Below are 20,975 nucleotides of genomic sequence, written 5' to 3'. Positions count from 1 at the left end.
CAATCTCGAGAACTCACAAAACCTAAAGATTAAAGCAGGAAATAAAAAATATAAGATATTTTAAAAAGAAGTTATGATGGCAAGTGTATGGTGCTGATTAACGGAAACCTATTCACTTATTTCCTGCATTAACCGGAAGTAAGCGTCCACCTTATAGGCTTAGAGGTATCGAAGAGGCGCAAGTGGTGGTTGAAGCCCCCACTGTTTGAAGTATCACTTTATAAGGAGGATGTTATATGTTTCGAAACGTTGCGGAATTGGTAGAAATGGCTGAAACTCAACAAAAAAAAATTTCTACAATCATGATTGAACAAGAAATTGAAATAACCGGAAGAACACGTGAACAAATTATGAAACAAATGGAAACGAATCTTGAAGTTATGGAGAAAGCGGTAGAAAGGGGTCTAGAAGGGGTTAAATCGGTCTCAGGATTAACAGGTGGCGACGCTGTTCTGATGCAGGAATATATAAAAAAAGGAAATTTTCTTTCTGGTGAAGTATTGCTTGATGCAGTAAGCAAAGCGGTTGCGACGAACGAAGTGAACGCCGCAATGGGAACGATATGTGCAACACCGACTGCGGGGTCCGCAGGAGTTGTTCCAGGTACATTATTTGCTGTACAAAAAAAATTAAAACCAAGCCATGAACAAAAAATTGAGTTTCTTTTCACTTCAGGTGCTTTTGGGTTTGTAGTAGCTAATAATGCGTCCATATCGGGTGCTGCTGGTGGGTGTCAGGCTGAAGTAGGGTCAGCTGCAGGGATGGCAGCCGCGGCGATTGTGGAAATGGCAGGAGGCACGCCAGCGCAATGTGCGGAAGCGATGGCGATTACACTGAAAAATATGTTGGGACTAGTTTGCGATCCAGTGGCGGGGCTCGTGGAAGTACCATGTGTAAAACGAAATGCAATGGGAGCTGCAAATGCTATGGTAGCGGCTGATATGGCTCTAGCTGGCATTAAAAGTCGAATCCCTTGTGATGAAGTAATTAGTGCGATGTTCAAAATTGGCCAATCGATGCCGTCTGCACTGAGAGAAACGGGTGAAGGAGGATTGGCGGATACACCAACTGGTCGAGCTTTAGCTGCTAAAATCTTTGGTATGCCGCTAACACAAGAGTGAATCTGTCAGTATTAGATCCTGTTACCGCCATTAAAGGAATTGGAAATGAAACAGCAATGGCACTTGAAGAAATGGCTATAGTTTCTGTTTTGGACCTACTTGAATTTTTACCGTATAGATACGAGGATTATCGATTAAAAGATTTAGAAACGACAGAGCATGACGAACGGGTTACAGTCGAAGGAAAGCTTCATAGTCAACCATCTCTCACGTACTACGGGAAGAAAAAGTCGAGGCTTATGATAAAATTATTAACCGGTCGATATTTAATCACGGTTATTTTTTTTAATCAGCCGTATTTAAAAAGTAAAATGAACATAAATGATGTGATTACTGTGACCGGTAAATGGGATCGTCATCGCCAAATGATAACTGGGAACGAATGTCATTTCGGTCCACATAGGATGGAAAAAGAGTTTGAACCCGTTTACTCGGTACGTGGAAGTATATCAGTCAAAGGAATTCGCAGATATATTACAAATGCTTTTGAACAATATCGAGCGATGCTTGCAGAAAACTTGCCAGATTCATTGCTAACCCGATATAAGTTAATGGATCGTCCGAGTGCGCTTCATTCCATGCATTACCCTAAAGATGAACAAGCTCTCAAACAAGCTAGAAGACGATTTGTTTATGAGGAATTTTTATTATTTCAGCTAAAAATGCAAGCAATGCGCAAAGTGCAAAGAGAACAATCACTTGGGATCGAACAAAAGTACGATGAAAATAAGGTCAATATGTTCATCGAGTCTTTGCCATTTCCGCTAACGGACGCCCAAAAACGTGTTGTAAATGAAATTTCTTCAGACATGACATCTCCTTATCGAATGAATCGTCTGCTTCAAGGAGACGTAGGTTCAGGAAAAACCGTTGTAGCTGCAATCGCACTTTTTTCTTCTGTTACCGCAGGGTATCAAGGTGCGCTAATGGTTCCTACAGAAATATTGGCGGAACAGCATGCTCATTCCTTAAAGACTATGCTTGAACCGGTAGGAATTTCGGTTGACCTTCTTACAAGTTCGGTCAAGGGGAAAAGACGGCGTGAGCTTCTTTTTGCCCTAGAAAAAGGAGAAATAGATATTCTAATTGGTACCCATGCCCTCATTCAAGAAGAAGTGAATTTTTGCAACTTAGGATTAGTGATAACCGATGAGCAGCATCGCTTTGGAGTACAGCAGAGGAGAATTCTTCGAGAAAAAGGAGAAAGTCCTGATGTACTCTTCATGACTGCAACGCCGATTCCGCGAACATTGGCGATTACCGTTTTTGGAGAAATGGACGTTTCTACAATCGATGAAATGCCAGCAGGCAGAAAAGTAATTGAAACGTATTGGGCAAAACATGATATGCTCGACCGAATATTAAGTTTTATAGAAAAAGAATTGCGAAAAGGACGTCAAGCATACGTTATTTGTCCGCTTATTGAAGAGTCTGAAAAGCTAGATTTACAAAACGTACTAGATGTACATGCGATGCTCACACACTACTATGAGGGGCGATATCATGTTGGCCTAATGCATGGTCGCTTGCCAGCTGATGAGAAAGAAACTGTTATGAAACAATTTAGTGAAAATGAAACCCAAATTCTTATCTCCACAACTGTTGTTGAGGTTGGTGTGAATGTTCCAAATGCTACGGTTATGGTTATTTATGACGCTGAACGGTTTGGACTTGCCCAATTACATCAATTGAGGGGCCGTGTTGGAAGGGGAAGTGATCAGTCGTATTGTATCCTGCTTGCAGATCCTAAATCAGAAAATGGTAAAGAGCGGATGAAGATTATGACGGAAACAAACGATGGCTTCGTTCTATCAGAAAAAGATTTGGAATTACGTGGTCCTGGTGATTTTTTTGGAAAGAAACAAAGTGGATTACCTGATTTTAAAGTAGCTGATATGGTTCATGATTATCGTACTCTTGAGGTAGCGAGAGATGATGCGGCTCGATTAATTGCATCAGTAAGCTTCTGGAATGAACCGCAATACGAATCCCTTAGAAATAGTCTTGAAGAAACTGGAGTATTAAATGGTGAGAAGCTAGATTGAGAGACTTTTAAGATGCATGATTTCAAAAAGTGTTAGTGTTTTTCCTTGCATTTACGCACGTAGGTTACGGTTATGTAACATAACTTGTTTTTTTTGTATCTCAAGTGGTGACAGTACAGTAGAATAGGGTATATGATTTCAAATCGAGTTTTGATGTCCAATTCAGGCAACTTAACTCCTCAAGGCCGTAAGCCAAGCAATCTGATGGGGAGAAGACTATTCCTCTTACAGCTTTGCTTGGCTTATCTAGATTTTAGGGTGATCAATCTGCTTTCGCTTTTGTTCTTGATTAGGAAACTATACGAAATTATTTAAGTGGTTAATTTAATTTGTCTGGCCACATCCAGCTCCAGCGCCTAACCCCTCGGGGTCAAAAATTAAACAAGATATATGGAGAGAAAACCACTCTCCATATATCTTGTTCGTCTTCGCTTTTGTTCTTGCAATCTGCTTTTATTATCTATATACTACTATTAGTACCTAGTCATAATACTATGGATGGTGACCTTCAATATGCGAAGAAATAAGAAGGAACGCCAGCAGTTGTTAGTCGAAACGATAAAGGAAAATCCTTTTGTTACAGATGAGGAGCTGGCTAATAAATTTTCGGTTAGCGTACAAACTATACGTTTGGACCGACTTGAATTATCAATACCTGAGCTTCGCGAGCGCATTAAAAATGTAGCGGAGCAAACATTAACTGATGAAGTACGGGCTTTGCCGTTGGAAGAAGTCATTGGTGAAGTAATTGATATACATTTAGATCAACAAGCCATTTCAATTTTAGATATAAAAAAAGAACATGTTTTCCAACGCAACGGGATAGCAAGGGGACATCATTTATTTGCTCAGGCAAACTCTTTAGCTGTTGCTGTTATTAATGACGAATTGGCTTTAACAGCGAAAGCATCTATCTTGTTTACCCGTTCAGTAAAGGAAAATGAAAGAGTTATTGCAAAGGCGAAGGTGCAAAAGACTGATCATTTAGCAGATCGTTCTCTCGTTGAAGTAAGTAGTTTTGTAGGGAATGAACTGGTTTTTAAGGGAGAGTTCGAGATGTTCCGATCATGTCAGCTAGAAAAGGATGAAAAACGATGAAGATAGCTATGGATGTAATGGGTGGAGATCATGGGCCGAAAGAAACGGTTCTCGGTGCGATGAAGGCTATTGAAGCATTTCCGGATGTCGAGATTGTTTTTGTTGGCGATGAAACTCAAATCAACGCTCATTTGACAAATAAAGAACGAATCACAATCATACATACAGATGAAATAATTCTAAGTACAGATGAGCCTGTACGTGCAGTACGAAGGAAAAAGACGGCATCGATGGTATTAGCAGCCCAGCAGGTAGCAGATGGATTAGCGGATGCATGTATCTCTGCGGGGAATACAGGTGCTTTAATGGCAACAGGGCTGTTCGTTGTCGGTCGAATTCCAGGTATAGAGCGGCCGGCACTTTCACCGACATTGCCAACCATCGATGGTAAAGGATTTGTCTTGCTTGATGTCGGTGCGAATGCAGATGCCAAACCGGAACATCTTGTCCAATATGCTATTATGGGTTCGATCTATGCTGCGAAAGCTAGGGGGATACAGAACCCTCGTGTTGGCCTACTTAATATTGGTACCGAAGAGAAAAAAGGTAATGAATTAACAAAACAAGCTTTTACACTCTTAAAAGAAGCTAATATTAACTTTGTTGGAAATGTTGAAGCTAGAGACTTGCTTGAAGGTCCTGCAGATGTTGTTGTTACTGATGGGTTTACTGGTAACATCGTACTCAAATCCATTGAAGGGACAGCTATGAGTGTATTTAAGATGTTAAAGAGTGCATTAATGAGCAATATGAAAAGTAAGTTGGCAGCAGCTATACTGAAGCCAGAGCTAAAGGAAATCAAAAATCAAATGGATTACTCTGAATATGGTGGAGCAGCTTTATTTGGATTAAACGCACCTGTCATTAAGGCGCATGGATCATCAGATGCGAATGCTATCTATAATGCAGTAAGGCAGACAAGAATTATGGTTTCTAATGAAATGGTAACAACGATTAAGACTGCAATCGAATGAAAATAATACATGTAGGGAGAGAAAGCTATGGGGAAAATTGCTTTTGTTTTTCCAGGTCAAGGATCACAAATCGTTGGAATGGGGAAAGATATGTATGAACAAAATGAAAAAGTACAACAAATTTTTCATTCTGCTGATACAACACTTGACTACTCATTATCAGATCTTATTTTCAATGGCCCACAAGAAAAGCTTACATTAACTTATCATGCACAACCCGCTATTTTGACAGTGAGTTATGCATTGTTTGAAGCATTGAAGGGTGAAGGGATCTCTCCTGATTACACAGCAGGACATAGTTTAGGAGAATATTCTGCTTTAGTTGCTAGTCAGGCAATCGACTTTAAAGATGCCGTACATACAGTAAGTAAGCGTGGAGAATTTATGGAAGAAGCGGTTCCGAACGGTCAAGGAGCAATGGCTGCGATTTTAGGGATGGACCGTGAAACATTAGCGGACATTACAGATTCTGTTACAAAAAATGGAGAACCAGTTCAATTAGCGAATATTAATTGTCCTGGTCAGATCGTTATTTCAGGAAGCGCAACAGGGGTAGAACAAGCAGGGAAAGATGCGAAAGAACAAGGAGCTAAGCGTGCTATTTCACTTGATGTAAGTGGTCCTTTCCACTCAGTGCTTATGGAGCCAGCTGCTTCTAAACTTCAATCTGTATTGGACGAAATTGACGTTCGTGAAGCTAAAGTTCCTGTCATCTCTAATGTAACTGCACAACCAGTAACCGCAGCAAATGACATTAAAGAAAAATTAATTGAGCAATTATACTCTCCAGTTCTATGGGAAGATAGTGTGAAAACATTGCTTTCTTTAGGTGTGGATACATTTATCGAAGTAGGGCCAGGAAAGGTCTTAAGTGGGCTGATTAAGAAAATCGATCGATCTGTTACGATTTATTCTGTCTATGATTCCGAGAGTTTAGATAAAACTGTAGAAGCTTTGAGGGGGGAATAACATGCAATTAGAAGGAAAATACGCACTAGTAACAGGTGCTTCGCGTGGCATTGGCAAGGAAATCGCGCTTGAGCTAGCCCGACAAGGTGCAAATGTTGCTGTAAACTATGCTGGAAGTGAAGCGAAAGCGAATGAAGTGGTGGAAGAAATTAAATTGTTAGGTCGAGAGGCATTTGCCATTCAATGTGATGTGGCAAACTCTGATTCTGTGACAGCAATGATAAAAAGCGTAACCGAAAAATTTCCACGCATTGATATCATGGTGAATAATGCTGGAATTACTAGAGATAATTTGTTAATGAGAATGAAAGAAACTGAATGGGATGATGTAATTAATACCAATTTAAAAGGTGTGTTCCTTTGCACAAAAGCTGTTACTCGTCCAATGATGAAACAGCGCAGTGGTAGAATTATTAATATTGCTTCTATTGTGGGTGTTAGTGGAAACGCTGGACAGGCGAATTATGTTGCTGCTAAAGCGGGCGTGATTGGATTAACGAAAACGGCAGCGAAAGAGCTTGCTTCAAGAGGAATTACAGTTAATGCAGTTGCACCTGGATTCATCTCCACGGACATGACTGAATCACTTACTGAAGAAGTACAAGGTGCAATGCTTTCGCAAATTCCGTTATCCCGCTTCGGTGATCCAAAAGATATTGCCGGTGTTGTAACTTTTCTAGCCTCGGATGCTAGTTCTTACATGACAGGACAAACACTCCATGTTGATGGTGGTATGGTCATGTAAAGAGAATTTTCTCTTATACGATAATAAAAGCATTAGCATTTTTTTTGTAAATGTTCTTGCGCTTTTGAAAAAAAACACTATAATGGCTTGAGGGGAGGTGAATGCAGTGGCAGACGTATTAGAACGCGTAACGAAAATCGTAGTAGACCGATTAAATGTTGAAGAAGCTGAAGTTAAATTAGAAGCTTCATTCAAAGAAGATCTTGGTGCGGATTCCCTTGATGTAGTAGAACTAGTTATGGAACTTGAAGACGAGTTCGGCATGGAAATTTCAGACGATGATGCAGAAAAACTTACAACAGTAGGAGATGCTGTGAATTACATAAAGAGCACAATGTAATGAATTAATCTCGGAGAGACTGACTAAGTAGTCAGCGAAGGATCAGATTCCATAAACCATTCATTTTGAAGTTTCATAATGAATGGGGAATCTGATCTTTTTCTTTATCCCGTATTACAGGCAGTTAAATCCCCTCTGATTGAGTTTCACTTTATGCTAAAAAAGAAATCTAATTACAGCTGTGTACTGCTTTCTTAAAAAAAAACGAAATCGTATTGTACGCATATTCCTATGCTACATACTAATAGTATGTGTTTAACAAGCGTTTCTGAATAATTTTTAGTACGAGAAAACATCATTTAATTTTGGCTGTGATATCCCTAATAGAATGGGCGTATGCGTTTTTCTTATGATATAATACAGAATAGGCTTGGTGCGAGTTTGTCAAGTTTCACTTTATTTATACTACTGAATCCATTCTGAGTCTGAATAAGGGAGAATTAATTGGTAGGATTCCCTTAATTGTATAGGAAAGTATACAAAATTGTTTTGTGGATAATTTAATTAGTCTATCTACATCTAGCGAAAGCAGCAGCCTAACCCATATAGGTAAAAAGCAAAACAAGATATATCGAGAGAAAATAGTCTCTATATAAATTGCTCATCTTTTTCTAAACGGGATCGGTAAAGATGCTTTTAGCTTTTCTTATTTAGCTAGGATTATTGAGTTGTTAGTGGAGGGTTTTTTTAGATGAGAAACAATGGAAATAAGCGAAAGTCAGTAATGAAAGATTCGATGTTTAAACAATTTCAAGAAAGCACAGGCTTTCTTTTTAATGATGAAAAATTGTTGAAGCAAGCTTTTACCCATTCATCTTATGTGAATGAGCATCGCCGGAAGCCCTATGAAGATAATGAAAGGCTTGAATTTTTAGGAGACGCGGTACTTGAATTAACAGTATCCAAATACTTATTCAATAAATATCCGATGATGAGTGAAGGGGAACTTACGAAGTTAAGAGCGGCAATCGTTTGTGAGCCTTCACTTGTTTCATTTGCCAATGATATATCATTCGGTAAATTGATTTTGCTTGGAAAAGGGGAAGAAATGACAGGTGGAAGACAGCGTCCTGCTTTACTTGCTGATGTGTTCGAAGCATTTATCGGTGCTTTATATTTAGACCAAGGACTGGAAAAAGTCGTTCAGTTTTTGGAACAAGTAGTGTTTCCTAAAATTAATGAGGGTGCTTTTTCTCATGTGATGGATTATAAGAGCCAATTGCAGGAGCTCGTGCAACGAGATGGGATTGGAGTACTCGAGTATCAAATTATGCATGAAAAAGGACCAGCCCATAATCGGGAATTTGTTTCAAAAGTGTCTTTAAATAATGAAGAGCTCGGGATTGGAAGCGGTAAGTCAAAAAAAGAAGCAGAACAACGTGCTGCACAGATTGCACTATCAACTCTTAGAGAAACGAAGTAATAAACAAAATGAATGATTCAACAAGTAGAGTTGAAAAGAGGGGGAGAAAGTATGTTCCTCAAACGATTGGACGTTGTGGGATTTAAATCCTTTGCAGAAAGGGTTTCTGTTGATTTTGTACCTGGAGTAACTGCGATTGTCGGTCCCAATGGCAGCGGAAAAAGTAATATTATTGACGCTGTTCGTTGGGTATTGGGTGAACAGTCTGCAAAATCACTAAGAGGCGCGAAAATGGAAGATGTGATTTTTTCTGGAAGTGATTCAAGAAAGGGACTTAATTTCGCTGAAGTCACATTAACATTAGATAACGAAAACAATACACTTCCGATTGACTTTTATGAAGTCAGTGTAACTAGAAGAGTGTATCGTTCAGGTGAAAGTGACTTTTTAATAAATAATCAATCTTGCCGTCTTAAAGACATTATAGACTTATTTATGGATTCTGGTCTTGGCAAGGAAGCATTCTCTATCATCAGCCAAGGGAAAGTAGAAAAGATTCTGAGCAGTAAAGCAGAAGAAAGAAGAGTGATCTTTGAAGAAGCTGCTGGTGTTTTAAAGTATAAATCTAGAAAGAAGAAGGCAGAACATAAGTTATTTGAAACGCAGGAAAACTTGACACGAGTACAGGATATTCTCGCTGAACTGGAAGGGCAGGTAGAACCATTAAAGATTCAATCTTCCCTTGCAAAAGAATTTTTAGAAAAAAAAGCAGACCTTAAACAAATTGAAGTCGCTTTAACTGTTCATGAAATAGAAACGCTTCATGAAAAATGGAGTAATCTATCTCAAGAGTTAGAGCAACACAGCACTCAGGAGCAAGAATTGCTAACATCACTTCAGAAAAAAGAAGCAGAAGTAGAAAGTATTCGAGATTATATTTCTGCACTTGACGGGTCAGTTAATGACCTTCAGGCAGTATTGCTAAAAGCAAGTGAGGAGCTTGAAAAGCTTGAAGGTCGTAAAGAGGTTTTAAAAGAACGTAAAAAAAATGCTTCACAAAACAAACACCAACTTGAGAAATTCATTAAAGATGGTGAGAGTAACATTATCGCTTTAAAGGTTGAAAAGGATTGTGAAGGTAAAATATTAGCGACTTTAGAAGGTGAGGTTAAACAACTTCAGAGAGAGCTTAGTGAAAATCAAAAAACACTTGGACTTTTTAGCGCAAATCTCGAGGAAACAATTGAAACTTTGAAAAGCGATTATATTGAATGGTTGAATAAGCAAGCGGCTGCAAGAAATGAATTACAGCACTTACAGCAGCAACTTAATCAGCAGACGACAAGAAATACACGTCTTGACGAGGAAAACGCTAAATTTCTCAGTGAACGTGAAGAAGTTGAAAAGAAGAAAGTAATCAGTCTCAATGCCTTCAATGAAGTGACGCAGCAAATTGAACAACATGTTTTTTCTTTTAGAGAAGAGCAAAAAAAGCTTGATTCAATTAAAGCATCTTATCAAAAACAAGAAAAGCTTCTATATCAGGCTTACCAATTCCTTCAGCAATCGAAGTCCCGTAAAGATATGTTAGAAGAAATGCAAGATGATTATGCTGGGTTTTTCCAAGGTGTTAAAGAAGTATTAAAAGCGAAGAATGATACATTGCAAGGGGTAGAAGGGGCGGTAGCTGAGTTAATCAAAGTGCCTAAAGAATATCAGCAAGCCATAGAAACGGCACTTGGGGCTTCTATGCAATATATCGTCATGGATACTGAAAATGATGCAAGACAAGCAATCAACTATTTGAAGCGAAATGGATTCGGCAGAGCGACATTTCTGCCTTTATCGGTCATCAAACCGCGAGAGCTCTCGTCTTCACAGCTTCAGTTATTGAGCAATCATCCTTCATTTATCGGGACGGCTGAAAGTCTAGTTCAATACGATAAAAAGTACTTGAATATTGTTGCTAACCTGCTCGGCACCGTTATTATTACAAGTGAACTTAAAGGTGCAAATGAACTCGCGAAGCTTACTTCTTATAAATACCGGTTCGTCACACTTGAAGGAGATATCGTCAATCCTGGTGGTTCAATGACGGGAGGTGCTGTGAAACAAAAACAATCATCCCTATTATCAAGAAAAAACGAGCTTGATGAACTAACTGAGAAGCTTTTGGCAATGGAAGAAAAGACAGCTTTACTTGAGCGGCAGGTTAAACAGCTTAAGCAAGATATTTCTGTAGAAGAAGAAAAAATTGAAGAAATTCGCAAAGCAGGGGAAAAGCTCCGTTTAAAAGAACAAGTATGTAAAAGTGAAATCCGTGAAATAGAATTGCAGGAACGAAATATTAATGAACGATTGCATTTATATGACTTGGACAAGCAGGCTATTTTAGATGAATCTCGTCAGAAGTCAGCTCGAATTCAAGAAGTTAATGAATTATTAAATCGTTGTTTGAAAGAAATTAATAAATTGGATGAAGAAATTGCAACCTTAAGTAAGCAAAAGCAGTCTCAGCAAATGTCAAAAGAAACACTAATTGAAGAAACAAATGAGATAAAAGTACAGCTTGCTTCAAAGCGTGAGCAACTTCAAAATCAATCTGAAAAATTTACCCGGATTACTAATACACTTATGGAAGTAACCCGTACGGTTACAGATTATCAAGAAGACTTATCTCTATTAACGAATGAGATGACAGATAGTTCAAGTGGTGAAGAAATACTAGAAACAGCTGCCCAGGATAAGCTTTTTGATAAAAATGAAGCAATAAAACTCATTGCGCAGAAACGTAAAGAAAGAGTTGATTTACAATCACAACTAGACGATTATGAATATGAGAGTAAGGAACTGAAGAGAGTTCATAAAGGAATTGCTGAGGCAGTGAAGGATGAAGAAGTTCTACTTAATCGATTGGACGTTGAACTTGAGAATCGACTTATTCATTTACGTGAAGAATATTTACTCTCCTACGAAGGAGCGAAGGAACAGTATCCATTAACGATTGAGGCAGATGAAGCGAGGAAAAAGGTAAAATTAATAAAACTTGCATTGGACGAACTTGGGACGGTCAATCTTGGAGCAATTGAGGAATATGATAGGGTTTCCGAACGATACCATTTCCTCTTAGAGCAGAAAGAAGACCTTCATACAGCTAAAGACACTCTTTTCCAAGTGATTGATGAAATGGATGATGAAATGAAGCGGCGTTTTGCAGAGACCTTTTATGCGATTCAAAATCAATTCGAAACAGTATTTAAAGCGCTGTTTGGTGGAGGCAGAGCTGAGCTGCGGTTGACGGATTCGAGTGATCTTCTACAAACAGGCGTAGAAATTATTGCGCAGCCTCCAGGGAAAAAACTGCAAAACCTTGCATTGCTTTCTGGTGGAGAAAGAGCATTGACTGCAATAGCTTTGTTGTTTTCAATTTTAAAAGTTCGTCCAGTACCTTTTTGTATTCTCGATGAAGTTGAAGCCGCCCTTGATGAAGCGAATGTACTTCGATTCAGCCATTTTTTAAAAAAGTTTAGTGAAGAGACACAATTTATTGTGATCACGCATCGAAAAGGAACGATGGAATCCTCAGATGTGCTGTATGGAATTACGATGCAAGAATCAGGTGTTTCCAAACTTGTATCTGTTCGAATGGAAGAAACGAAGGAGTTAGTGAAGGCCTAGAAGTATATTCTGCAGCAAAACCTCCACTGATGGGAGTTTCATTTTATATCAATAGAGGAAGTGATTAGATGAGTTTTTTTAAAAAACTTAAAGAAAAATTTACAACACAAACTGACACAGTTTCAGAGAAATTTAAAGAGGGTTTAACGAAGACGAGAGATTCATTTGCTGGAAAAGTGAATGATCTTGTTGCTCGTTATCGAAAAGTGGATGAAGAGTTTTTTGAAGAACTGGAAGAAATTCTCATCGGTGCTGACGTTGGTTTTGAAACGGTGATGGAACTAATAGACGAACTTAAAATGGAAGTGAAGCGTCGCAATATTTCAGATACTAAAGAAGTACAGGTGGTCATTTCTGAGAAGCTAGTTGAAATTTATAACAGCGATGATAATGGTTCATCTGCATTAAATATGCAAAAAGACGCCCTTACTGTTATATTATTTGTTGGTGTAAATGGTGTCGGGAAAACGACGACAATTGGAAAGCTTGCTCATAAATTTAAGTCTGAAGGTAAAACGGTCTTGCTTGCTGCTGGAGATACATTCCGTGCTGGGGCAATTGAGCAGCTGGAAGTATGGGGCGAGCGTGTAGGAGTTGAAGTCATTAAGCAAGGCGAAGGATCTGACCCTGCTGCTGTGATGTATGATGCTGTACAATCTGCTAAGGCGAGGAAAGCTGATATACTAATATGTGATACAGCTGGACGACTGCAAAACAAAGTGAACTTGATGAAAGAATTAGAAAAAGTAAAGCGTGTGATTGAAAGAGAAATACCAGGGGCACCTCATGAAGTACTGCTCGCTTTAGATGCTACAACCGGACAAAATGCGTTAATTCAAGCAAAAACATTCAAAGAAGCTACCAATGTTTCTGGAATTGTATTAACAAAACTTGACGGGACTGCAAAAGGAGGCATCGTTCTAGCCATTCGCAATGAACTGAAAATTCCCGTTAAATTCGTTGGTCTTGGAGAAAAGATGGATGATTTACAGGAATTCGATGCTGAAAAATATGTGTATGGTCTTTTCTCTGATTTAATCGAGCAAGAAGGCTAGAATGTTACTTAGGTAATCTGCAGATTGGCAAAAAGTGTGAAGGATCGATCCTGATAGCGGCGGTGCGGAGCCGGAATTTTAGATGCTTTCTCAATAAATCAGGATATCTGATAAATAGATTGTCTATATTAACAAGTCGGCGAAGCCCCGTCCTCATGTTCTTCATACAAAGAATGTGGAAAAAGGAATGTGTAAAGGTTTCAGCTTGACATCTGAACCATAAGCAAGTAAACTATATACTTGTAAAGGGTTTTCACTTAACAGACAGGGGGTTCACTTATGCTCGAGAAAACAATGCGTATTAATTATCTGTATGATTTCTATCAAACATTGTTAACTGAAAAACAACAGAGCTATATGTCCCTCTACTATCTGGATGATTACTCTCTAGGCGAGATTGCTGAAGAATATGAGGTAAGCAGGCAGGCAGTCTATGACAATATAAAACGAACTGAAGCAATGCTAGAGGAATATGAAGCGAAATTATTGCTATTCCAAAAATTTCAAGAGCGTAATGAATGGATTTCCAAGGTGAAAAAGATGGCGAATGAAGGTTCGCTGTCTCATGAAACCCTTATAACAGCGATTTCCGAGCTTGAGAAATTAGATTAGGAGGCGGTATGTATGGCATTTGAGGGATTAGCCGACCGACTGCAAGGCACCATGCAAAAGATTCGTGGCAAAGGAAAGGTTAACGAAGCGGACGTAAAGGAAATGATGCGTGAAGTTAGATTAGCGCTTCTTGAAGCCGATGTTAACTTTAAGGTTGTCAAAGATTTTGTTAAACGTGTGAGTGAGAGAGCGGTAGGCCAGGAAGTTCTCAAAAGCTTAACTCCTGGTCAGCAGGTCATAAAAGTCGTTAAAGAAGAACTAACTGAGCTGATGGGCGGCGAACAAAGTAAGATTGCTGTGTCTACCCGTCCGCCAACTGTCATTATGATGGTCGGTTTACAAGGTGCGGGGAAAACGACAACAACTGGAAAGCTTGCCAATCTTTTAAGAAAGAAATACAACCGAAAGCCATTGCTCGTTGCTGCTGATATTTACCGTCCAGCTGCAATTAAGCAATTGGAAACGCTTGGTAAACAAATTAATATGCCTGTTTTCTCCCTCGGTGATCAGGTCAGTCCTGTTGAAATAGCAAAACAGGCGATTGTAAAGGCGAAGGAAGAACATCATGATTATGTGCTGATTGATACAGCTGGACGACTTCATATTGATGAAAACTTAATGGATGAATTGAAAGACATTAAAGAATTGACGAAGCCGGATGAGATTTTTCTAGTTGTTGATGCGATGACTGGTCAGGATGCTGTGAATGTTGCCCAAAGCTTTAATGAACAGCTTGGTTTGACTGGTGTTGTATTGACGAAGTTAGATGGAGATACACGAGGCGGAGCAGCTTTATCTATTCGTTCGGTTACAAACACGCCGATTAAATTTGTCGGTATGGGCGAAAAAATGGATGCGCTAGAAGCGTTCCATCCTGAACGAATGGCTTCAAGGATTCTCGGTATGGGGGATGTCCTAACTTTAATCGAAAAAGCACAGATGAACGTCGATGAGGATAAGGCTAAAGAACTTGAGAAAAAAATGCGAACAGCATCTTTTACGTTTGATGATTTCCTCGAGCAACTTGGCCAAGTGAGAAATATGGGTCCACTTGACGATTTACTAAAAATGCTTCCTGGAGCAAACAAAATCAAAGGGATGGATAATCTTTCTATTGATGAGAAGCAAATTGGTCATGTCGAAGCGATTATTCGTTCAATGACACTTCAAGAAAAAGAACATCCCGAAGTCATTAATTCAGGTCGAAAAAAACGAATTGCCAAGGGAAGTGGGCGATCGATTCAAGAAGTAAATCGCTTACTTAAGCAGTTCGAGGACATGAAGAAGATGATGAAACAGTTTACAAACATGCCTAAAGGCAAGAAAAAGGGATTTAAACTCCCGTTCATGTAAAGTTTTTAACAGATTACACACGTCTGTTAAGAAAAAAACCTTTACAAACATGCTAGACATTTGATAATATATTATCTTGTGTGAAACTATTCGGAGGTGCTTATTTAAAATGGCAGTAAAAATTCGCTTAAAACGCATGGGAGCTAAAAAAACTCCTTTCTATCGTATCGTAGTTGCAGATGCACGTTCACCACGTGACGGACGTTATATTGAAGTTGTTGGGACATACAATCCAGTAACTCAACCTGCACAAGTTCAAATCAACGAAGAGCTTGCTCTTAAATGGTTACAAGACGGTGCAAAACCATCTGATACAGTACGTAACTTATTCTCAAACCAAGGCATTATGGAAAAATTCCACAATGCAAAACTAGGTAAGTAATTTTCCTAGATGAAAGACTTAATTGAAACAATTGTTTCAGCTCTTGTCGATCACCCGGACGATGTTCGAGTAATCTCTCGGGAAGAAGATGACCGCATCCTTTACACCCTCTCTGTTCATAAGGAGGATATGGGGAAGGTCATTGGAAAACAGGGGCGTGTAGCTAAGGCGATTCGGACTGTAGTATATGCAGCAGGATCCTCACAGCATAAGAAAATCTATTTGGAGATTTCCGAATAAGGGAGGGTTAATACCCCTCCTTTTTTTGTAATAAAAAAATAGTTCTACTCTTGAATTATCTTTACCGTAAAGCCAAATAAATGAAATCATCATTACATATTGGGTATAATAAAATAAGCATATAAAAGATGATTATCCCGGTTTAATAGGCTGTAATATCCCCACCTCAATTTTTGTGAGAAAATCAAGAAATAAATAGGTGGAGGATAAACAGCCTGTAAGTCCCCAATTGGTGAGATACAGTGAAACTTACCGATATGTAAGCAGAGGTTTAGTTAAACCAATCGGGTTCGTACTGTCGCTTTATCGAAAATTTAGCGACAGTAGAACGGGCTAACAATCAGTGGGAATGAAAAAAACTACTGATTGAAGTTCCACTATATCATTACATATAGAACAAAAGCGAAATCGCTGAAAAGATTCATACTTATCAAATTACCCCGCATTAATGGAAAGTCAAGACCCCACCTCAAGGCTTAAAGGATTCGAAGAAGTTGTAGGTGGAGAAACTTGCCGTAAAAGCCTGATTGGTGAGATCCAGTAAATCTTACCGTGAGTTACACAGAAGTAAAGTATGCGCTCACAGACGATAGACTAAAGGGCGTACTTAGTTTGTGATTCAGTAATCCTTAGTTCGTACTGTCAATTGAACGAAGTGAAAGATATTAGCAACACTAATGTGAGACTAACAATCAGTGAGGGATGGATGAAAAATCCCCACTAATAGAAGTTTCCCATTATAGGTGTACATGAAAGAAATACAAATATGTAGGAGGCGGCGCTGGAATGAAAATAATAAAATCAGTTATCGTTAATCAAGTATTAACAGAGACCAGCAAGAATCAACTCCTTGAAAATTACAAATCCAAACGTCTTCAACTTCAAAAAGAATCAGAACAATTGCGCTTTGAATTGAAGAAATTAGAGAAAACGAGAAATTTCCAACCAGCTAGTCTTCGTACTCACTTTGAAAAAGAAGTAAATCAACGGCAAGATAAAATTAAGCTAATAGAATTTCAAATTGAACAATTGGAAATATTACCAATTGGTAGCGAGCTAAAAGAACGTGAAATCCAAGGTATTGTAAATGTTGAAATAGGTGACAACTGGGACGAAATCATACACACAAAAACGATTGTGATTAAGGATGGAATTGTCTCTGAAATTCGTTAGAGGTGATAAGATGGAAAAATGGTTTAATGTAGGGAAAATTGTCAATACACATGGAATCAAAGGAGAAGTTCGAGTCATATCTAAAACGGACTTTGCGGATGAGCGTTACAAGCCCAAAAATGTCTTACATCTGTTTAAAGGAAATGATAAACCGATTGCGCTCACGATTGAAAGCCATCGTAAACATAAGAATTTTGATTTATTAACCTTTGAAGGGTATTACAATGTTAACATGGTAGAATCACTTAGAGATGGGATCCTCAAAGTGCCAGAAACACAACTTGGCAAATTGGATGAAAATGAGTTTTATTTTCATGAAATTATTGGGTGTATGATTTTTACAGATACTGGTGAAGAAATTGGTCAAATCCATGAAATTTTAACACCTGGAGCAAATGATGTTTGGGTTGTGAAAGGTCAAAAAGGCAAAGATGTCTTAATCCCTTATATTAAACAGATTGTAAAAGAAGTGGATATTGCGAACAAAAAGATCATCATTACGCCAATGGAAGGATTGCTTGATTGATGAAAATTGATGTCCTCTCTTTGTTTCCAGAAATGTTCGAAGGTGTTTTCGGTTCTTCGATATTGAAAAAAGCGAATGAGAAAGATGCCGTTACTTTTCAAGTTACGAATTTTCGTGATTATGCCGATAATAAGCATTCAACGGTTGACGATTATCCATATGGCGGTGGAGCTGGTATGGTTTTAAAGCCGCAGCCGATTTTCGATGCTGTTGATGCCCTAAGTGCTCATTCCGAGACAAAACCCAAAGTCATTCTTCTGTGCCCGCAAGGAGAACGTTATACTCAACAGAAGGCAGAAGAATTAGCGAAAGAAGATCATTTAATTTTCATTTGCGGTCATTACGAAGGATATGATGAACGTATTAGGGAACATGTTGTAACGGATGAAATTTCAATTGGTGACTATGTACTAACTGGCGGTGAGCTAGGGGCCATGGTCGTTATAGATAGCGTTGTAAGGCTTTTGCCAGGTGTGCTTGGAAATGAAGACTCACAAGTCCACGATTCTTTTTCAACGGGCTTGCTAGAGCACCCACATTATACAAGACCTTCTGATTTTAGGGGGATGAAAGTACCAGCTGAGCTTATTTCTGGAAATCACAAGAAAATTGATGAGTGGCGAATCAAGGAATCACTGCGAAGAACGTGGAATCGCCGTCCTGATTTGTTAGAAAACTACTCATTAAATGATATTGAAAAAAAATTATTAGCAGAGATTCAAAAAGAAAAATAACGATACTTGTAATTTTTCCTTAATTATGATATGATATTTTTCGTGACTTGGGCAATAATGTTCAGTCTTATAACGATGTTCCGCTGCAACGGTAATGTTGGCAAGAGCATCCGGGAGGAGTAGATAAATATGCAACAACTTATTCAAGAAATTACAAAAGAACAACTTCGCACTGATCTTCCAGCGTTCCGTCCTGGTGACACTGTACGTGTACACGTAAAAGTAGTTGAGGGTACTCGCGAACGTATCCAGTTATTTGAAGGTGTAGTAATTAAACGCCGCGGTGGTGGAATCAGCGAAACTTTCACAGTTCGTAAAATTTCATACGGTGTTGGTGTGGAGCGTGCATTCCCATTACATTCACCAAAAATCGCTAAATTAGAAGTAGTTCGTTTCGGTAAAGTCCGTCGTGCTAAACTTTACTACCTACGCGAGCTTCGTGGTAAAAAAGCGCGTATTAAAGAGATGCGCCGCTAATCCGCTAAATCTCCTTGATTTTGCGTGTTAACCAAACTGAACTAAACAGAAATAGTATATAAATTCACCTTCCGTCATTGGGGAGTAGACCCCAGTGGCAGAAGATGAATCAATCGGGCTTTTACGGATAGTTTATCCCTGTTGGGGGAACGACCGTTAATGCGGGTTAAATTAGGAGCTTGTTTATCAGGCTCCTTTTTTGTATCCGAAGTGAGATAGACCTCATATATGATACCTGATCGTATTCCTTCTCCTTTATCCCGCTTTATCGAAGTAGAACTGAGATATTAGTGACACTAGAACGGGACTAACAATCAGTGGGGGATGAAGACCCCCCACTGATTGAAGTTTCCCTTTATGCTAGTAAAATGAAAGTGAGCTTCACTACAAGGGGGGATTATTGTGGCAAAGAAAAAGAATGAGATTTGGGAATGGACAAAGGCGATTGTGATTGCTGTTTTCCTAGTTTTAGTCATTCGTTACTTCCTGTTTGCACCAATTGTCGTAGATGGATATTCCATGGCTCCTACTCTGGATACACAAGAGCGAATGATTGTCGATAAATTCAATTACAAAATAAGCGATCCAGATCGCTTTGATATCATCGTTTTTCATGCTCCAGAAGGTAAAGATTACATAAAGCGGATAATCGGTCTTCCAGGAGATAAAATTGAATATGACGATGATACCTTATATGTTAATGGAAAAGCTTATTCTGAGCCGTATTTAGATGAATTTAAGAAACAACTGACAGATGGCGGTCCATTAACTGAATCATTTACTTTAATGAATATTACCCAAAGTGACACAGTACCCAACGGACATCTCTTTGTAATGGGAGATAACAGACGCGCAAGTAAAGACAGCCGGCATATTGGGTATGTACCATTCGATAAGGTGGTAGGCAAAACAAAATTAGTTTATTGGCCAATTAATAAATTTAGATTGGTTGAATAGTTAGGAAGGTGGATTCCGTTGACGATACAGTGGTTCCCAGGCCATATGGCCAAAGCGAGAAGAGAAGTAACGGAAAAACTAAAATTAGTTGATATTATTTATGAGCTGGTTGATGCAAGAATTCCTTTATCATCACGTAATCCGATGATAGATGAGATCATTCAACACAAGCCAAGAGTTATTTTATTAAATAAAGCTGATATGGCCGATCCTGTCAGAACGAAGGAATGGCTTGCTTATTATCAGTCTCAAGGGAAAAAAGCCATTGCGATTAATTCACAAGAAGGACAAGGTCTTGGTCAAATAACTGCAGCATCGAAAGAGCTACTGAAAGATAAATTTGATCGCATGAAAGCAAAAGGAATCAAACCAAGAGCGATTCGTGCCATGATAGTTGGTATTCCGAATGTAGGTAAGTCGACGCTTATTAATCGATTAGCAAAGAAAAATATTGCAAAGACTGGTAATACACCAGGTGTAACAAAAGCACAGCAGTGGATTAAGGTTGGTAAAGAGCTTGAGTTATTGGACACGCCAGGTATATTATGGCCGAAATTTGAGGATCAAGAGGTTGGTATGAAGCTTGCGTTGACAGGAGCTATTAAAGATACTTTATTAAATCTACATGAAATTTCTTTATACGGTCTTCGTTTTTTGGAAAGAGAATATCCTGCACGTTTAAAGGAACGCTATAATCTTGATGTAATTCCAACAGAAACAGTTGAGCTATTTGATGCGATCGGAAAATTTCGCGGATGTTTAGCAGGTGGAGGAATGGTTGATTACGATAAAACAGCCGAGCTGGTTGTTCGTGAAATCCGTTCTCAAAAGATGGGATCATTAACCTTTGAAAAGCCTAGTGATTCCATTGAACAAACAGAAGAATGAATATGAGCAGGAGTGTATATAAACAGCCAAGCTGTTTTATGCAAATTCCTGCTTTTTTGTTTTGTCCCGCATTAACGGAAAGTCAAAACTCCACCTCAAGGCTCAGAGGAATCGAGGAAACGTAGGTAGGCCCGATTGATGAGATACAGTGAAACTTACCGAGAGTTACGCAGAGGTAAAGTTTGTGCCCATACGATGTGGGTCACTTAAACTAAGACATGAGGACGTGGCGTACTTAGTCTGAT

The 20,975-nt window shown here is 38.8% G+C and carries 20 protein-coding genes; all 20 read left to right on the top strand.

Annotated features, from left to right (window positions below):
- The first annotated feature begins 236 nt into the window (after positions 1–236).
- The 20 genes from sdaAA to ylqF all read left to right on the top strand — a co-directional run bounded on the left by sdaAA (position 237) and on the right by ylqF (position 20,730).
- Positions 237–1,121, top strand: a complete 885-nt coding sequence (sdaAA, locus tag HNP81_RS00885) for an L-serine ammonia-lyase, iron-sulfur-dependent, subunit alpha (RefSeq protein ID WP_028392891.1) — start codon at positions 237–239, stop codon at positions 1,119–1,121.
- A complete protein-coding gene (gene recG / locus HNP81_RS00880) occupies positions 1,118–3,166 on the top strand; it encodes an ATP-dependent DNA helicase RecG (RefSeq protein WP_028392890.1) in 2,049 nt (682 codons plus the stop codon). The genes sdaAA and recG overlap by 4 nt, the downstream gene beginning before the upstream one ends.
- Positions 3,167–3,679: 513 nt before the next feature.
- On the top strand, positions 3,680–4,264 hold the full coding sequence (fapR, locus tag HNP81_RS00875) for a transcription factor FapR (protein WP_028392889.1): 585 nt from the start codon (positions 3,680–3,682) through the stop codon (positions 4,262–4,264).
- The gene (gene plsX / locus HNP81_RS00870; protein ID WP_182501278.1) at positions 4,261–5,238 is read left to right on the top strand and encodes a phosphate acyltransferase PlsX; all 978 of its coding nucleotides are present in this window, start codon (positions 4,261–4,263) and stop codon (positions 5,236–5,238) included. Before fapR ends, plsX begins: the two co-directional genes overlap by 4 nt.
- 27 nt (positions 5,239–5,265) lie before the next feature.
- Complete coding sequence (fabD, locus tag HNP81_RS00865; protein WP_028392887.1) at positions 5,266–6,207, top strand: ACP S-malonyltransferase; 942 nt, start codon at positions 5,266–5,268, stop codon at positions 6,205–6,207.
- Position 6,208: 1 nt separating this feature from the next.
- Positions 6,209–6,952: a 3-oxoacyl-[acyl-carrier-protein] reductase gene (gene fabG / locus HNP81_RS00860; protein WP_028392886.1), complete on the top strand. Its 744-nt coding sequence runs from the start codon at positions 6,209–6,211 to the stop codon at positions 6,950–6,952.
- A gap of 106 nt (positions 6,953–7,058) precedes the next feature.
- Entirely contained in the window at positions 7,059–7,292 is a 234-nt protein-coding gene (gene acpP / locus HNP81_RS00855) for an acyl carrier protein (RefSeq protein WP_028392885.1), read from the top strand.
- 691 nt (positions 7,293–7,983) lie between these two features.
- Positions 7,984–8,715, top strand: coding sequence for a ribonuclease III (rnc, locus tag HNP81_RS00850; RefSeq protein ID WP_028392884.1), 732 nt, complete (start codon positions 7,984–7,986; stop codon positions 8,713–8,715).
- 51 nt (positions 8,716–8,766) lie between these two features.
- The gene (gene smc / locus HNP81_RS00845; protein WP_182501277.1) at positions 8,767–12,333 is read left to right on the top strand and encodes a chromosome segregation protein SMC; all 3,567 of its coding nucleotides are present in this window, start codon (positions 8,767–8,769) and stop codon (positions 12,331–12,333) included.
- Positions 12,334–12,401: 68 nt separating this feature from the next.
- On the top strand, positions 12,402–13,388 hold the full coding sequence (ftsY, locus tag HNP81_RS00840) for a signal recognition particle-docking protein FtsY (RefSeq protein WP_028392882.1): 987 nt from the start codon (positions 12,402–12,404) through the stop codon (positions 13,386–13,388).
- A gap of 279 nt (positions 13,389–13,667) precedes the next feature.
- Positions 13,668–14,000 (top strand): putative DNA-binding protein, encoded by a 333-nt coding sequence (locus tag HNP81_RS00835; RefSeq protein WP_028392881.1) that lies wholly within the window; start codon positions 13,668–13,670, stop codon positions 13,998–14,000.
- Between the two features lie 12 nt (positions 14,001–14,012).
- A complete protein-coding gene (gene ffh / locus HNP81_RS00830; RefSeq protein WP_028392880.1) occupies positions 14,013–15,353 on the top strand; it encodes a signal recognition particle protein in 1,341 nt (446 codons plus the stop codon).
- A gap of 109 nt (positions 15,354–15,462) precedes the next feature.
- Positions 15,463–15,735, top strand: coding sequence for a 30S ribosomal protein S16 (gene rpsP, locus HNP81_RS00825; protein WP_028392879.1), 273 nt, complete (start codon positions 15,463–15,465; stop codon positions 15,733–15,735).
- A gap of 9 nt (positions 15,736–15,744) precedes the next feature.
- Positions 15,745–15,975, top strand: coding sequence for a KH domain-containing protein (locus HNP81_RS00820; RefSeq protein ID WP_182501276.1), 231 nt, complete (start codon positions 15,745–15,747; stop codon positions 15,973–15,975).
- 786 nt (positions 15,976–16,761) lie between these two features.
- Positions 16,762–17,148, top strand: coding sequence for a YlqD family protein (locus HNP81_RS00815; RefSeq protein WP_028392877.1), 387 nt, complete (start codon positions 16,762–16,764; stop codon positions 17,146–17,148).
- Positions 17,149–17,158: 10 nt separating this feature from the next.
- Positions 17,159–17,674: a ribosome maturation factor RimM gene (gene rimM, locus HNP81_RS00810; RefSeq protein WP_182501275.1), complete on the top strand. Its 516-nt coding sequence runs from the start codon at positions 17,159–17,161 to the stop codon at positions 17,672–17,674.
- A complete protein-coding gene (trmD, locus tag HNP81_RS00805; RefSeq protein ID WP_028392875.1) occupies positions 17,674–18,408 on the top strand; it encodes a tRNA (guanosine(37)-N1)-methyltransferase TrmD in 735 nt (244 codons plus the stop codon). The genes rimM and trmD overlap by 1 nt, the downstream gene beginning before the upstream one ends.
- Positions 18,409–18,537: 129 nt before the next feature.
- Positions 18,538–18,885 carry a 50S ribosomal protein L19 gene (rplS, locus tag HNP81_RS00800; protein ID WP_028392874.1) on the top strand — a complete coding sequence of 116 codons (348 nt, stop codon included), beginning with the start codon at positions 18,538–18,540 and terminating at the stop codon, positions 18,883–18,885.
- Positions 18,886–19,287: 402 nt separating this feature from the next.
- On the top strand, positions 19,288–19,842 hold the full coding sequence (gene lepB / locus HNP81_RS00795) for a signal peptidase I (protein ID WP_182501274.1): 555 nt from the start codon (positions 19,288–19,290) through the stop codon (positions 19,840–19,842).
- 18 nt (positions 19,843–19,860) lie between these two features.
- Positions 19,861–20,730 carry a ribosome biogenesis GTPase YlqF gene (gene ylqF, locus HNP81_RS00790; RefSeq protein WP_182501273.1) on the top strand — a complete coding sequence of 290 codons (870 nt, stop codon included), beginning with the start codon at positions 19,861–19,863 and terminating at the stop codon, positions 20,728–20,730.
- The last annotated feature ends 245 nt before the right edge of the window (positions 20,731–20,975 follow it).

It is taken from the genome of Peribacillus huizhouensis, assembly GCF_014138605.1.
In the GTDB taxonomy this organism is placed as follows: domain Bacteria; phylum Bacillota; class Bacilli; order Bacillales; family DSM-1321; genus Peribacillus; species Peribacillus huizhouensis.
This window is presented reverse-complemented; position numbering and strand designations above follow the sequence as displayed.

What these genes read in the sequence shown, in the direction of transcription:
- sdaAA (WP_028392891.1), top strand. Translation starts at nt 237, where the DNA reads ATGTTTCGAAACGTTGCGGAATTGGTAGAAATGGCTGAAACTCAACAA.
- fapR (WP_028392889.1), top strand. Translation starts at nt 3,680, where the DNA reads ATGCGAAGAAATAAGAAGGAACGCCAGCAGTTGTTAGTCGAAACGATA.
- plsX (WP_182501278.1), top strand. Translation starts at nt 4,261, where the DNA reads ATGAAGATAGCTATGGATGTAATGGGTGGAGATCATGGGCCGAAAGAA.
- fabD (WP_028392887.1), top strand. Translation starts at nt 5,266, where the DNA reads ATGGGGAAAATTGCTTTTGTTTTTCCAGGTCAAGGATCACAAATCGTT.
- fabG (WP_028392886.1), top strand. Translation starts at nt 6,209, where the DNA reads ATGCAATTAGAAGGAAAATACGCACTAGTAACAGGTGCTTCGCGTGGC.
- rnc (WP_028392884.1), top strand. Translation starts at nt 7,984, where the DNA reads ATGAGAAACAATGGAAATAAGCGAAAGTCAGTAATGAAAGATTCGATG.
- smc (WP_182501277.1), top strand. Translation starts at nt 8,767, where the DNA reads ATGTTCCTCAAACGATTGGACGTTGTGGGATTTAAATCCTTTGCAGAA.
- ftsY (WP_028392882.1), top strand. Translation starts at nt 12,402, where the DNA reads ATGAGTTTTTTTAAAAAACTTAAAGAAAAATTTACAACACAAACTGAC.
- HNP81_RS00835 (WP_028392881.1), top strand. Translation starts at nt 13,668, where the DNA reads ATGCTCGAGAAAACAATGCGTATTAATTATCTGTATGATTTCTATCAA.
- ffh (WP_028392880.1), top strand. Translation starts at nt 14,013, where the DNA reads ATGGCATTTGAGGGATTAGCCGACCGACTGCAAGGCACCATGCAAAAG.
- rpsP (WP_028392879.1), top strand. Translation starts at nt 15,463, where the DNA reads ATGGCAGTAAAAATTCGCTTAAAACGCATGGGAGCTAAAAAAACTCCT.
- HNP81_RS00820 (WP_182501276.1), top strand. Translation starts at nt 15,745, where the DNA reads ATGAAAGACTTAATTGAAACAATTGTTTCAGCTCTTGTCGATCACCCG.
- HNP81_RS00815 (WP_028392877.1), top strand. Translation starts at nt 16,762, where the DNA reads ATGAAAATAATAAAATCAGTTATCGTTAATCAAGTATTAACAGAGACC.
- rimM (WP_182501275.1), top strand. Translation starts at nt 17,159, where the DNA reads ATGGAAAAATGGTTTAATGTAGGGAAAATTGTCAATACACATGGAATC.
- trmD (WP_028392875.1), top strand. Translation starts at nt 17,674, where the DNA reads ATGAAAATTGATGTCCTCTCTTTGTTTCCAGAAATGTTCGAAGGTGTT.
- rplS (WP_028392874.1), top strand. Translation starts at nt 18,538, where the DNA reads ATGCAACAACTTATTCAAGAAATTACAAAAGAACAACTTCGCACTGAT.